Source organism: Dyadobacter sp. LHD-138 (genome assembly GCF_030929615.1).
In the GTDB taxonomy this organism is placed as follows: Bacteria; Bacteroidota; Bacteroidia; order Cytophagales; family Spirosomataceae; genus Dyadobacter.
This window is the reverse complement of the sequence record NZ_JAVFVU010000057.1, coordinates 1-13853: the sequence shown is the minus strand read 5'-3', so window position 1 is coordinate 13853 and position 13853 is coordinate 1. Positions and strand designations below refer to the sequence as shown.

Genomic DNA, 13853 nt, shown 5'->3' with positions numbered 1-13853 from the left:
GTTTACAAAATGTCAGCAATTGCAGAAAGAGTTAAGCAAATTATCGTCGAAAAACTCGGCGTAGAAGAGTCGGAGGTAACGCCAGAAGCAAACTTCCAGAACGACTTGGGAGCGGACTCTCTAGATACCGTTGAGTTGATTATGGAATTTGAGAAAGAATTCAATCTTTCTATTCCTGATGATCAAGCCGAGAACATTGGTACAGTTGGTCAGGCTGTTGCATATCTGGAAGAAAACGTAAAATAGTTTTACGCGTTTCCAGTATCATCTTCTTTTTCTGTCCCTATTTTATGAGTTTTAAGCGAGTTGTAATTACCGGTATGGGCGCATTGACGCCTATTGGAAATGATGTTGCCACCTATTGGAAAAATTTAGTTGCAGGCGTCAGCGGTGCTGCGCCTATAACGAGGTTTGATGCCGAACGGTTTCGAACCCGATTTGCCTGTGAGGTAAAAGGGCTGGACATACATGATTACATTCCGCGTCAGGAAGCTCGTAAAATGGATCCATTTACCCAGTATGCCGTTATTGCAGCTGATGAGGCAATGAAGGACGCCGGCTTTGACGCAGATACACTTGATCTCGACAAAGCCGGTGTAATTTGGGGTTCTGGCATTGGTGGTCTGAAAACCTTTGAAGACGAAGTGTTAAACTTCTCTGAAGGTGGAAGAAACCCACGCTTTAACCCGTTCTTCATTCCTAAAATGATTGCCGACAGCGCGTCTGGAGTTATCTCCATCCGCTACGGTTTTCGTGGCCCTACTTTCATTACAGTTTCTGCCTGTGCTTCCGCAACCAATGCTTTGATCGATGCATACAATTATATCCGTCTGGGTATGATGAACGTGTGTATTTCAGGCGGTTCTGAGGCTGCGGTGACCAATGCAGGTGTAGGTGGATTTAATGCCCTGAAAGCATTATCAGAAAGAAACGATTCCCCGGAAACGGCCTCACGTCCTTATGATAAGGATCGTGACGGATTTGTTTTGGGAGAAGGTGGCGCAGCCATTATTCTTGAAGAGTACGAGCATGCCAAGGCGCGCGGTGCTAAAATTTATGCGGAAATGATTGGTGGCGGAATGTCTTCCGACGCTTATCACATTACCGCTCCGCATCCGGATGGACGTGGCGCCTACATGGTAATGAAAAATACGCTTGAAAACGCCGGTTTGCAGCCTGAAGATATCGACTACATCAATACCCACGGAACTTCCACCCCGATTGGTGACCCGCAGGAAATTAAAGCCATCGAGAAATTTTTCGGTGAACATGCATACAAGATGAATATCAGCTCCACAAAATCCATGACCGGACATTTGCTCGGTGGTGCAGGAGCGATTGAAGCAGCGGCTTGTATCATGGCGATTCAGGACCAGATTATTCCACCGACAATCAACCACTTTACGGATGATCCGGAGATTAATCCAAGGCTGAACCTTACTTTCAATACAGCGCAAAAACGCAAGGTCGATATAGCCCTAAGTAATACTTTTGGTTTTGGCGGTCATAATGCTTCCGTCATTTTCAAAAAGTACGAGGGATAATTAACTTATTGATTTTGGCAAAACGAATTCTTTTACCGATCCTCGCCCTATTCAGAACCGGAAGTCCTGAGGATAAGAAATTTAAGGAATCTATTGCGCATGTAATTGGCGACCGCCCGTCTAATTTGGGCGTGTACCAATTGGCATTCCGCCATACCTCAGCGTCTCGTGAAACGGCTATCAAGGGTTTTCGTGAATCCAATGAAAGGCTGGAATATCTGGGCGATGCTGTGTTGGGGATGGTCGTTGCTGAGTTTTTATTTACCAAGTATCCTTACAAAGACGAGGGATTCCTGACGGAAATCCGTTCCCGGATTGTTAACCGTGAATCCCTGAATCAAATTTCCCGCAAACTGGGTCTGGACAGGCTTATTGAATACGATGGCAACCGCCGTGGTATGTCGCCCCGTTCGTCCATGTATGGCGATGCGCTTGAAGCGTTTGTAGGAGCGATTTATCTGGATAAAGGATTTCGCTTTACCCGGAAATTTATCATCAGCAAATTGCTGACGCATTACGACCTGGACGATATCATCCAGAATAATATCAACTTCAAGAGCCTTATCATCGAATGGGCACAGCGTGAAGGAAAGGAAATCCGCTTCGAGATTTTGGAAGAACGCGGAACCCGCCATCACCGCGAATTTATTTCCCAGATACTTGTCAACGACGAGCCGTTTGCAGTCGGCAATGGATTTACCAAAAAGAAAGCCGAGCAATCTGCTTCTGAGAGGGCCTGTGAACAGCTGGAATTGAAATAAGCCAGCGTTAAATTCCGGCTTCCATTTTCAGTTTTTGTCTTATTTCGCTCATTTTTTCTTCGTAAGAAACACCCACGGAAAGGGACATTCCCGCTACGGTGATTTCCTGCCTGCTGATTTTTTCGATCTTGCTTAAAGCCACAATGTAGGACCGGTGGATTCTGATAAAATCATTTTCGGGCAAAATCGTCGCGATTTCATTTAAAGACTGGCGGCTCAGTAGTTTTTTATTTTTGAGGACAAAGGAAATGTAATTACCGTCCGCTTCCAGGTACAGAATGTCGTTCAGAAATACCTTCTCCTCCTCGTAACCTGTTTTTACAAAGATGAATTTTTCGGACTCCCCATTCCTGAGACTGCTGTTTTCCAGTGCCTTGTTGCAGGATTTGGTAAACCGTGCCAGTGAAAATGGTTTTAACAAATAGTCGACCGCATCCAGCTCAAAACCCTGCACCGCATAGTCTGAGTAAGCCGTGGTGAAAATAATCATAGGCGGATTTGTAAAACAATTGACAAACTCGATACCGGATATGTCGGGCATCTTAATGTCCAGAAATATCAAATCGATCTTGTTCTTTTTGATATAGGGAATGGCTTCAAAAGCATTGGTAAAACAGGCAGTCAGGTCGAGAAACGGGACCTTGGATGCGTGCATTTTTACAACTTCCAGGGCTTTGGGTTCATCATCAATGGCAATGGCTTTCAGCGGCATAGATTTTCCGGTTCGGAGTTTTGTAAAGTTATCCTCAATAAGTTAAAGTGAGGGCAACAAAAAAATCGCTTTCTGATTTTTGTATGTCAAGCACATGGTTATCGGGGTATATCAGGGCAAGACGTTTTCTTACATTTTCCAGCCCAATTCCGCCCATGCGTTCTTCTGGATCAATGCCCGTTTGCTTGTGAAATGAATTATGCACTTTGAAATAAATCTTGTTTGCGTCCATCGTCAGGGTGATATAGATCCAGCTTGGCTTTTTAAAACTGATCCCGTGTTTAAATGCATTTTCAATAAACGGATTTAATAACATGGGTGCAATAGAAATCTCCAGCTCAGGCTCCTGGATATTAACCCTGATCTCGATATCCTGACTTTCGTCAAGACGCATGCGTTGAATTTCAACATAATTGTGCAGATATTCCACTTCACTTTTTAAAGTAATGCGTTCGTGGTTGTTTTCATGAAGTATAAACCGCATCATATCACCAAGTTTTTGAATCCCATCGGCAGTTTGTTCACTGTTTTCTTTCAGTGCCAGCGCGTACAGGCTGTTCAGCGCATTAAATAAAAAGTGCGGGTTAATTTGAGAACGTAAACTGGATAACGCTGCCGATTTTGTAGAAACCTCCGTCTGTAAAATCTGGTGCTGCTTCTGCTGGTTTTTTCTAATGTAAGCAATCGCCATGGATGCCATGTACAAAGCCATGGCCGCAAAAATGATGAAAGGTGGCGTGTGGTGCTGAAAACGGGCATTGATCGCCCACATCAGGCAGGTACCCAGCAGGAGGCCTGCAATGTAAACCGTTAGCGGATACGATTGGATAAGCAGTGCTTTGGGATTGTGCATCACCACATATACCTTTCTGAAGTAATATTCCTGCAAAACATAAACCAGTATCAAAAACAAAAGAAGAGACCAAAATTGCCGCATGCCGATGGAATAAAAAAGCGATGGGATAATCCCCCAGATGATGGTGAAGAAAACAAACAGCGCAGTGACGCCGGTCAGCAAAATATATGTAAGTTTCCGCTCTTCAAATCGTGTGATGAGGGTATCGTAATATCTGTAAAAGCTTTGCGCCACCGCTTCATACACGCAGATGATTGCGATCAAAGTGGCTGCATCGGACAGGATATATAATTTCCTGAAATCGGAAAGGATTTTTAACCCGGCAATTTGCCCGAGGGGATCCATTTTATAATCGAGCCGGGTGACGTGACCCAGTGCTGCCGCCGCGAGGATTGTGACGGACACGGCGACGGTTAGCGGTATAACATCTTTCCAGTGAAAGGTTTCGGTTTCAATTTTTGGAAAAATCTTGAAGTGAAACAGGTACCAGGCAGCAAAGCTGAAAAGGGCTGCTCCCAGAAAAGGTATGTTGTAATCCGAGGTGTGGTTATAGAATTGCAGGTCGTCCAGTATCGAATTGACCTTTATTCCCTGTTGCCTCAGGTTGGAAATCATTTGCTCAAATTTCCAGGCAGACCACAGCAGTGTTCTGACCGTATAGGAAATAAATATGCTGAGAATAAACCAAAGTTCGAATCGGCGAATGATAGGTAGGTTCATAGTTTCATTTTTTTTCTTCAAAGCTAGTAAAGGCGGTCACGCTGGAAGAATAAATGGTGTGAACGCCGCGGATTATGGGGTGAACTCGCCAGGCAGGCTAAAAAATGGCATGAGATGAACAAATTTTAGAGATAAATAAGACATTTTGTCGGTCAATTTTCTGAAAAATTAATTTTAATGACATTTTGTCTTATTGTTTTTCGTTTTTTTGCTTCGGTCCGAAAGTTGTTAAATACCTAACATACCGCAACGGTACTAAACTTAAAATCAAAAACATTAAATCTTATAGCACAATGAGCACATTAGTAAAAACCCACTTTGCAAATCCTAAGTTGTATAACGGACTTTTTGGAAAAGAAGCCTTAAATGAATTTTTCGCACCTGCTTATGCAGGCAGTGTTCCGGCTGTTAACGTCGTGGAAAGCAAAGAAGGATTCAGGATTGAAGTGGCAGCACCGGGTTTACAAAAATCAGATTTCAAATTGAATCTTGAAAAGAACCAGTTGACAATTTCAGCGCAAAAGGAGCAGAAAGAGGAGGAAGCTACGGAGAGATATTCCCGCAGGGAATTTAAATATGGTTCTTTCCAAAGGACTTTCACCTTGCCTAACGCGGTTGACGGCGAAAAAATTGCGGCAACCTACGCAGACGGTATTTTGAATATCGTACTTCCGAAACGGGAGGAAGCTATTGAAAAGCCATTGCGTGAAATTGAAATTGCTTAAAATTTAATTTGGGAAAGGGCGTTATTTATCATGAATAACGCCCTTTTTTCTTGCGTAGCACATAATAATTCCCGGAAAAGATGTTTTAGTGAATTATCAGATTCATACCTTTGTTAAAATATGTTAAATGATCACAGGAAGGGAATAAATTCATAGCGCGTTTACGTTACACATTCATAAAATATAATCCCAACAAATGGATATGAAAACAAACTGGAAAGCTCTGGTATTGGTTGGGCTGCTTTCGAGCGCATCAACCCTCGCGGGCTTTAAACTTTTAAGTTCAAATGGTGACAGAGATGTCATTTTTAAGGAATCTCCCTCGGAATCACTGGCACGTTTTACTTCGACTGGTTCACCGACAGGTGCGCCTGGCGATTTCGTATATGCAGCGGAAGCGACAACACCAACGGTGGTGCACATTAAGTCGACGATGGCCAGGACTTCACGCGGAGGGCAGGGCGATATTCCGGATATATTCCGTGATTTTTTTGGAGATGATTTTGGTGGCGGCGGTTCTCGTGGGCCTCAGTCGTCAGAAGCATCGGGTTCGGGTGTGATCATTTCACAGGACGGTTATATTGTAACAAACAACCACGTAGTAGAAGGTGCTCAGGAATTAGAGATTACACTTTCTAATAAAAGCAAGCTTCGTGCGAAGGTAGTCGGTACGGATCCGTCGACGGACATTGCGGTCATTAAAGTGGAAAGCAAAAACCTTCCGGCTATAACTTTTGGAAACTCGGATGCTGTGAAAGTAGGAGAGTGGGTAGTTGCCGTTGGTAACCCATTTAACCTTGAATCCACCGTTACGGCGGGTATTGTAAGTGCAAAAGGACGTGGATTAGGCATTATTGGTCAGTCTCAGAACCGTCGCTATGGCAATGCCAAGCCGACTGCCGCGACAACCGGAGATTCTCCATTAGAATCTTTTATCCAGACAGACGCGGTAGTAAACCCGGGTAATAGCGGTGGTGCGCTGGTGAACCTGAAAGGGGAATTGATCGGTATCAATACGGCCATTGCAAGTCCAACCGGAAGTTTTGCAGGTTATGCTTTTGCCGTGCCTTCAAGTATTGTGAAAAAAGTTTCAGGTGATCTGATCAAATTCGGAAACGTTCAGCGTGGATATTTAGGTATCTCATTGGACGAGCTGGATAGCCGCAAAGCAGAGGAATATGGTGTGAAAGTTAACGATGGCGTTTATGTACGTGATTTCACAGAAAATAGTGCAGCGAAAGCGGGCGGAATCACAAAAGGTGACGTGATCGTTAAAGTAGATGGCCAGAACACCCATTCAATTCCTGAATTGCAGCAGTCTATCGGTTTGCATAAGCCTGGTGATAAGGTTGTGGTTACCGTCAACCGTAATGGTGCTGAAAAAGATCTTAATGTTACGTTGCGTAACCGTACAGGCGGGTCAGATATCCTGAAACGGGATGAATCTGCTGCGGTTATGAGTGTGTTAGGTGCTCAGTTTGGTAACCTTAACGATCAGGAAAAACAACGCCTGACCCGTTACAAGGTTGATGGCGGTGTGAAAGTGCTTTCTATTGACGGTGGTAAACTGGCGAGAACGGGTGTTGAAGAAGGATTTATCATCACCAAAGTAAATGGCAAACCTGTAAAGTCCGTGAAAGAACTGGAAGCTACGCTGGAAGGCAAAGCAGAATCCATGGTTCAGTTTGAAGGGTTGTATGCAGATGCACCTTATGACGTTTATTCATTCGGATTCAGATTATAGTTTGATCCGGTAAGTCCATAAAAAAATAGTCCTGGAATTTTCCAGGACTATTTTTTTATGGCTATTGAAACTATTAAAGCATAAATTTCAATCTGACCACTTCTTTTTCACTCAGGAAGCGCCATTTGCCACGTGGTAAATCTTTCTTGTTCAATCCGGCAAAAACGGTTCTGTCAAGCTTCTGAACTTCATAACCAAGGTGTTCGAACATACGACGAACAATCCTGTTTCTTCCGCTGTGAATTTCCAGACCAACAACCATTGCGTCAGCGGTAACGATTCCTACTTCGTCCGGCTTGATAAAACCATCTTCCAGTTCTAAACCAGCCTGAAGCAATTCGAAATCTTCCGTGGTGATCGGTTTATCCAGCTCAGCCTGATAAATTTTCTTGATACCGCCAGATGGGTGTGTCAGCTTTTCAGCAAGTTCACCATCATTGGTTAACAAAAGCAATCCGGTTGTGTTTCTGTCCAAACGCCCCACCGGGTAAATACGCTCGAAGCAGGCACCTTTGATCAAATCCAGAACTGTCTTACGCTCTTCCGGATCATCGGTCGTTGTGATGTAATCTTTTGGTTTGTTAATAAGCACGTAAACCAGTTTTTCAGGATTTAGTGCTTTTTTACCAAATTTTACCACATCTGAAACCATTACTTTATAACCCATTTCTGTAATGACTTTTCCATTCACAGAAATCTGGCCGCCTGCGATCAGGTCATCTGCTTCACGACGTGAACAAATTCCTGCATTGGCAATATATCGGTTCAAACGCATTTCAGAACTTTGTTCCTTGCGTTTCGCCCCTGGTTTTTTTTCGTAACCACTTAAATTATAACGGGGTGCAGTTTCAAATCTACCAACACGACGGTTGGCCGCTTCTTCACTGGCATGTTGTTCCGCTGACGGATCTTGGACTACCTCTTCAAAAACGTTTTTTTTTTTGAAGCCTGATTTTTCGTGCCGGCCATTTGATGGGCGATCCTCTCTTGGTTTGAAAGGACGTGGGACATCTCCTCCTCTTTCAAAACGCGGCTTATCGAAGCCTGGTTTGTCAAAACTTCTGCCTTCCGATCTTTCTCTTGGTGCAAACTCGCCTCTTGGCTTGAATTCACGGGAATCTCCGTCGCGGCCAGCACGTGGTTTGTCAAACGCAGGTCTTTCAGATCTTTCAAAACGTGGCTTATCGAAACCCGGTTTATCAAAACTTCTACCTTCTGATCTTTCTCTTGGTGCAAACTCGCCTCTTGGCTTGAATTCGCGGGAATCTCCGTCGCGGCCAGCACGTGGTTTGTCAAAAGCAGGTCTTTCAGATCTTTCAAAACGTGGCTTATCGAAACCCGGTTTATCAAAACTTCTACCTTCTGATCTTTCTCTTGGTGCAGATTCACCTCTTGGTTTAAATCCACGGGAATCTCCTCCACGATCAAAAGAACGTGGCTTATCGAAGCTTGGTCTGTCCGAGCCTTGTGGCGACCTGTCGAAACGAGGTTTATCAAAACGCGGTTTTTCGCTGCCGGATTGTCTGTCGTACGAAGGTTTTGGAGAATCTGCGTTTCTGTTAACTACTCTAAGACTGGATTTTTTGATGCTTGGCTTGCTGAAACGGCTTTCTGTTTCTACGCGTTTTTTACCAAATGGACGGCCTGCGCCATCATTGCTTCTTCCTGGAGGACGCGAAGAGCTCGCATCACTTGATTTCGTTATTCTTTTTCTCATTAGGAATGCAGTATCACTACTGGATTTGTTTTCCTCTCTACAAACTTGCTGTTACCTGGGTTAGTGGAATTGATGACCGTTGTCATAACAGAAAACCACTAAAACGCATTGACAAACGTATCTGATGTTCAGAGTACTATGTGTTATTTATATTTTTAAATGCAAAGATACATTAATTTTTATTACTAAATATTTTCGCTTCTTTTATCCGAAAAACAGCATTGCTGCGTTAGTAATAATCGTTACCCGTATTTTACTAAGGGGCAACAAACAAAACAGGAATAAGAGTTCCGGTTAAGGCAAAATGAATCCCTGCCGGTTCTTGAAAAAACCATGGACCATCAACGCGTTATTCATTCATTACTGCACAATCTATGCCTACGGATATACAGCTCTCACCTCTTTGGAAACCCGGTAAAAAACTCACCGAACAGTCGAACCTTAAAAAGTATATGGACTGGCTGTTTGTGAAAAAAGGACTGTATTTTCGGAGTTATCAGGATCTGTGGGATTGGTCGGTAACGGACATTGAAGACTTCTGGGAGAGCTTATGGCAGTATTTTAATATCAAGTCACACGATATTTATCTGGAAGTTTTACATCGTCCCAAAAAGGGGATGATCGGTACGCAGTGGTTCAGGCGGGCAAGGCTGAATTATGCGGAACATATTTTTAGAAATAAAACAAAGGACCATCCTGCCATTCTTTTCCAGTCAGAGCAGAATGGATTGACAAAAATTTCCTGGGATGAACTGGAATCAAAGGTGGCTGCCGTTTCTACCTGGCTGCGTCACCGGGGTGTTAAACCGGGGGATCGGGTGGCGGCGGTATTGCCTAATATTCCGCAGGCCGTGGTTGCATTTCTTGCGGCTAACGCAATCGGAGCGGTTTGGTCAAGCTGCTCACCGGATTTTGGAAAAGCAGGGATTGTCGACCGGTTTTCCCAGATAGAACCCAAGGTGCTTTTTGTGGCTGATGGCTATCATTACAATGGAAAAACTTACGATACAACTTCAGCTGCCATGGAATTGGGGGGCGCGTTGCCGTCTGTGAAAGATCTGGTGATGATCGCTAACATTGATTCAGAAACCAAGCCGGAGCGGGTCACTTCCTGGGAAGATATTTTGCACCTGCCCAATTTTGGGATCGATTTCGAAGCGGTTCCTTTTCACCATCCGATCTGGGTGCTTTATTCTTCCGGAACAACGGGAAAGCCCAAAGCGATCACCCACAGTGTAGGCGGCTGTTTGCTGGAACATCTGAAAATATTATCCATTCATCAGAATGTAAAACCTGGTGACCGTTATTTCTGGTATTCCACCACCGGCTGGATGATGTGGAATTATGCGATTGGGTCCATGCTTTGCGGTACTACGTTGGTATTGTACGACGGATCTCCGAATTATCCTTCCGCCCAGGTTTTATGGACGCTGGCCGAACGGGCAAAAATCAATCATTTTGGCAGCGGCGCAGCTTTTTTTATAGGGTGTATGAAATCAGACACCAGCATGCTGTCCGAGCGGCTTTCTCATTTGGAAACAATTGGTTCCACCGGTTCTCCACTTCCTCCGGAAGTATTCGAATGGATTTATCAGCATGTGAAAAAGGATGTTCAGCTGATATCTCTGAGCGGGGGAACAGATATTTGCAGTGCTTTTGTGGCGGGAAACCCTATGGAACCCGTTTATGCCGGCGAAATCCAATGTCGCGCGCTGGGTGCCAAAGTAGAAGCTTTTGATGAAAGCGGGAATCCGGTTATTGATCAGTTAGGCGAAATGGTAATCACCCAGCCGATGCCGTCCATGCCAATTTATTTTTGGAATGATGAAGATAATGAGCGCTATCACAGCAGTTATTTTGAAAACTATCCCAATGTCTGGCGTCATGGGGACTGGATTAAAATTACGTCCCGCGGATCCGTTGTTATTTATGGGAGGTCCGATGCAACATTAAACAGGGGCGGTGTGAGAATCGGGACCGCAGAAGTTTACCGTGCGGTTGAAAGTATTCCGGATATCAAGGATAGTTTGGTTGTATATCTTGAAAAAGAGGACGGAGGAGGATTTATGCCGCTTTTTGTTGTCCTGGAAGACAATAAAAAACTTACAGAAGCACTGAAAGCAAAAATCAAGGAAGTGTTGCGAACGCAGTACAGCCCGCGCCACGTCCCGGATACGATCGAAGCCGTTGCTGCCATTCCGTATACCATTAACGGCAAAAAAATGGAAGCGCCGATCAAAAAAATACTTATGGGTATGGATCCGGCAAAAGCCGTAAGCCGTGACACGATGCGGAATCCGGAAGCTTTGGATGGGTTTGTTTAAAATTGTTGCTGCATAAATGAAATAAAACAAAACAACCGCAGAATTTTTTAAGGTTATTGAGTATCTTGTTTTCTCAAGACAATTTAGATGAACACAGAAAATAAAAGTACGGGCGAAAACCTTCCAGCCGAAGAGCCCGTCCACAATTCAAAATCAATCATCCGTTTGCCCATTATCATCAGCATTACCCTGGCAGCGGGGATGCTGATTGGAAGTACTTTTTTCAGCGGGGGCAAAAAGCTGACGGATGTGGCAAAGGGATATGCAAAATTCCGGGAGGTTTTGCTTTTGGTAGAAAACAACTATGTCGATTCTGTGAATACTGAACAGCTGGTTGATTATTCTATTTCAAAAATGCTGGAAAAGCTGGACCCGCATACGGCGTATTTCAATACTGAAGAGGCAACCGCAGCGAGATCCCAGCTGGACTCCGGATTTGACGGCATTGGTGTTGAGTTTAACATTTACAACGATACGGTTTATGTGGTGACACCCCTGAGCGGCGGCCCATCGGAAGCGGCTGGTATTCAGAGTGGTGACCGTATTATTAAAGTGAATAAGGACGTTCTTTCAGCACCGGGTGTGACGAATGGCCAGGTTTACAAACTGCTTCGCGGCAAGCGCGGAACGAAGGTTACGCTGACGATAGAACGTCTCGGTTTAAAGGATAAGATGAATTTTGAAGTTGTCCGCGACCGCATTCCGACTTATTCTGTCGATGCAGCGTATATGGTTGATAAGGAAATAGGTTATATCAAGGTGAGCCGTTTCTCTGAAACAACTTTCGACGAGTTTAAATCGGCATTAACTACGCTTAAAGCCAACGGATTGAAAAAGCTCGTGCTGGATCTTCGCGGGAACCCCGGAGGATACATGGAAAGGGCGACGAGTATGGCGGATGAATTTATTTCGGGAGATAAACTATTGGTTTACACTGAAGGAAAGGACAGCCGTTTTAACAGAAAAACGCGCTCGCATGTGGAAGGCGGGTTTGAACAAGGCGCCGTTGTAGTACTGGTTGATGAAGGAAGCGCGTCGGCGTCTGAGATCCTGGCTGGTGCTTTGCAGGATCATGACCGTGCGCTGATTGTCGGACGCAGGTCATACGGAAAAGGATTGGTGCAAATGCCTATCAAACTTTCTGATGGCGCTGAATTACGCCTGACGATTTCGAGATATTATACGCCAAGCGGCCGCAGTATCCAGAAACCTTACGAAATGGGCAAAGGCGAAGATTATAACCAGGATCTGACGCATCGCTATGACAGTGGAGAATTCTTCAACGCAGACAGCATTAAGTTTGATAAAACGAAAGCATATAAGACGGATGGCGGAAGGACGGTTTACGGCGGCGGCGGAATTATGCCGGATGTGTTTGTACCGCGTGATACGGTGATGAACAGCAAGTATTTGTTTGAGCTTTATGCCAAAAATATTATCCGCGAATATGCGCTTCGTTATGCCAATGAAAACCAGAAAAGGCTAGAAAAACAAACGTTTAATGAATTCCTGAAAACTTTCGAAGTGTCGGATGCAATGGTTGGTGAGCTGGTTAAGGACGCTGCCCGGTCGGGGATCAAGTTAAATGAAAAAGAACTGAACCGCTCGAAACCCGTTGTGGTTTCACAAACCAAGGCGATTATCGGCCGTTATGTTTGGGGCCGTAAACGTAAGAACGGTTTGAACAATGAGGTTTATGAAGTGCTTAACCCAACGGACAATGTTTATCGGAGTGCATTAAAACTTTTTGATAAAGCCGCTGAACTTGAGCACGGAAATTTTAGTAGTTTAAATACAAAAAAGATTGATAAATAGTCGGCGGTTAACATTTTGTGATAGGCGTTGATAAATACAAAAATTATAATGTCCCGAATTGCATTAATCACCGGAGCAACCTCCGGCATAGGAAAAGCCACAGCAGAAGCGTTTGCCGAGGCAGGTATAAATCTCATTTTGTGTGGCCGTCGCCAGGAAAAACTGGAAGGTGTCGTTGCGGAATTGTCCGGTAAGGTAAAAACCACGACTTTGCTTTTTGACGTAAGAAATAAAAAAGCAGTCTTCGATGCGATCACTTCTTTGCCTGAGGAATGGAAAAATATTGATATACTCGTCAATAACGCAGGTAATGCACATGGACTTGGTACTTTGGACGAGGGGGATGTTCAGGATTGGGATGCCATGATCGATGGCAATGTAAAGGGGCTTCTTTATGTATCCAAGGCAATAATTCCGACACTAATTGCCAATGGGAAAGGGCATATTGTCAACATCAGTTCGGTGGCAGGCAAACAGACTTATATCAACGGCGCTGTGTATTGTGCTTCAAAGGCGGCTGTGGAAGTTTTGAGCGAAGGAATGCGCCTTGAATTAACACAGCATGGTATAAAAGTAACCAATGTTGCTCCGGGGGCGGTTGAAACCGACTTTTCGCTGGTGCGGTTTAAGGGTGACGAGGCACGGGCGGAAAAGGTTTATCAGGGTTTTGATCCTTTGCAGGCCAGTGATATTGCCGATACAATTTTGTACGCGGTCAATGCACCAGCACGTGTGACGATTGCCGATGTGACCATTTTAGCCGCCGCTCAATCCGCCGCTACGACGATTTACCGCAAATAATAAACAGGTCATCATTAAAGAGGCTGTCTCAAAAGGGCAGTCTCTTTTTTTGCGTATATAGTGTTGTTTATTTTTTCAGAATTGATTATCTTTAGTTATAAGCAAATCAGGAAAAATGGGCCGCAGACAACCTA

11 protein-coding genes are annotated in these 13853 nt (G+C 44.4%); 8 read left to right on the top strand and 3 right to left on the bottom strand.

All coding sequences use genetic code 11. The features are described from left to right. Positions 1-9 precede the first annotated feature (9 nt). The 3 genes from RB622_RS28105 to rnc are packed head-to-tail and all read left to right on the top strand — an operon-like array spanning position 10 to position 2305. Positions 10-246, top strand: a complete 237-nt coding sequence (locus RB622_RS28105) for an acyl carrier protein (protein WP_015813362.1) — start codon at positions 10-12, stop codon at positions 244-246. A gap of 44 nt (positions 247-290) precedes the next feature. Continuing rightward, positions 291-1544, top strand: a complete 1254-nt coding sequence (fabF, locus tag RB622_RS28100) for a beta-ketoacyl-ACP synthase II (protein WP_308050141.1) — start codon at positions 291-293, stop codon at positions 1542-1544. Positions 1545-1558: 14 nt separating this feature from the next. After that, positions 1559-2305 carry a ribonuclease III gene (gene rnc / locus RB622_RS28095; RefSeq protein WP_090337817.1) on the top strand — a complete coding sequence of 249 codons (747 nt, stop codon included), beginning with the start codon at positions 1559-1561 and terminating at the stop codon, positions 2303-2305. A gap of 7 nt (positions 2306-2312) precedes the next feature. On the opposite strand, the gene RB622_RS28090 is transcribed toward rnc, so the two are convergent. After that, complete coding sequence (locus RB622_RS28090; RefSeq protein WP_308050139.1) at positions 2313-3017, bottom strand: LytTR family DNA-binding domain-containing protein; 705 nt, start codon at positions 3015-3017, stop codon at positions 2313-2315. 34 nt (positions 3018-3051) lie between these two features. Beyond that, a complete protein-coding gene (locus tag RB622_RS28085) occupies positions 3052-4593 on the bottom strand; it encodes a histidine kinase (protein WP_308050138.1) in 1542 nt (513 codons plus the stop codon). 293 nt (positions 4594-4886) lie between these two features. Here RB622_RS28085 and RB622_RS28080 point away from each other — a divergent pair, with 293 nt between their 5' ends. Together RB622_RS28080 and RB622_RS28075 are read left to right on the top strand one after the other, a co-directional pair. Beyond that, positions 4887-5318 carry an Hsp20/alpha crystallin family protein gene (locus RB622_RS28080; protein WP_308050137.1) on the top strand — a complete coding sequence of 144 codons (432 nt, stop codon included), beginning with the start codon at positions 4887-4889 and terminating at the stop codon, positions 5316-5318. Between the two features lie 202 nt (positions 5319-5520). Continuing rightward, positions 5521-7062, top strand: a complete 1542-nt coding sequence (locus tag RB622_RS28075; protein ID WP_308050136.1) for a Do family serine endopeptidase — start codon at positions 5521-5523, stop codon at positions 7060-7062. A gap of 73 nt (positions 7063-7135) precedes the next feature. Here RB622_RS28075 and RB622_RS28070 read toward each other — a convergent pair whose 3' ends face one another. Beyond that, entirely contained in the window at positions 7136-8779 is a 1644-nt protein-coding gene (locus RB622_RS28070; protein WP_308050135.1) for a pseudouridine synthase, read from the bottom strand. A gap of 374 nt (positions 8780-9153) precedes the next feature. Here RB622_RS28070 and RB622_RS28065 point away from each other — a divergent pair, with 374 nt between their 5' ends. The 3 genes from RB622_RS28065 (at position 9154) to RB622_RS28055 (ending at position 13719) form a co-directional block, all read left to right on the top strand. Further along, positions 9154-11103: an acetoacetate--CoA ligase gene (locus RB622_RS28065; protein WP_308050134.1), complete on the top strand. Its 1950-nt coding sequence runs from the start codon at positions 9154-9156 to the stop codon at positions 11101-11103. An 87-nt stretch (positions 11104-11190) separates the two neighbouring features. Beyond that, positions 11191-12918 carry a S41 family peptidase gene (locus tag RB622_RS28060; RefSeq protein WP_308050132.1) on the top strand — a complete coding sequence of 576 codons (1728 nt, stop codon included), beginning with the start codon at positions 11191-11193 and terminating at the stop codon, positions 12916-12918. A gap of 48 nt (positions 12919-12966) precedes the next feature. Continuing rightward, entirely contained in the window at positions 12967-13719 is a 753-nt protein-coding gene (locus tag RB622_RS28055) for an SDR family NAD(P)-dependent oxidoreductase (protein WP_308050131.1), read from the top strand. Positions 13720-13853 lie beyond the last annotated feature (134 nt).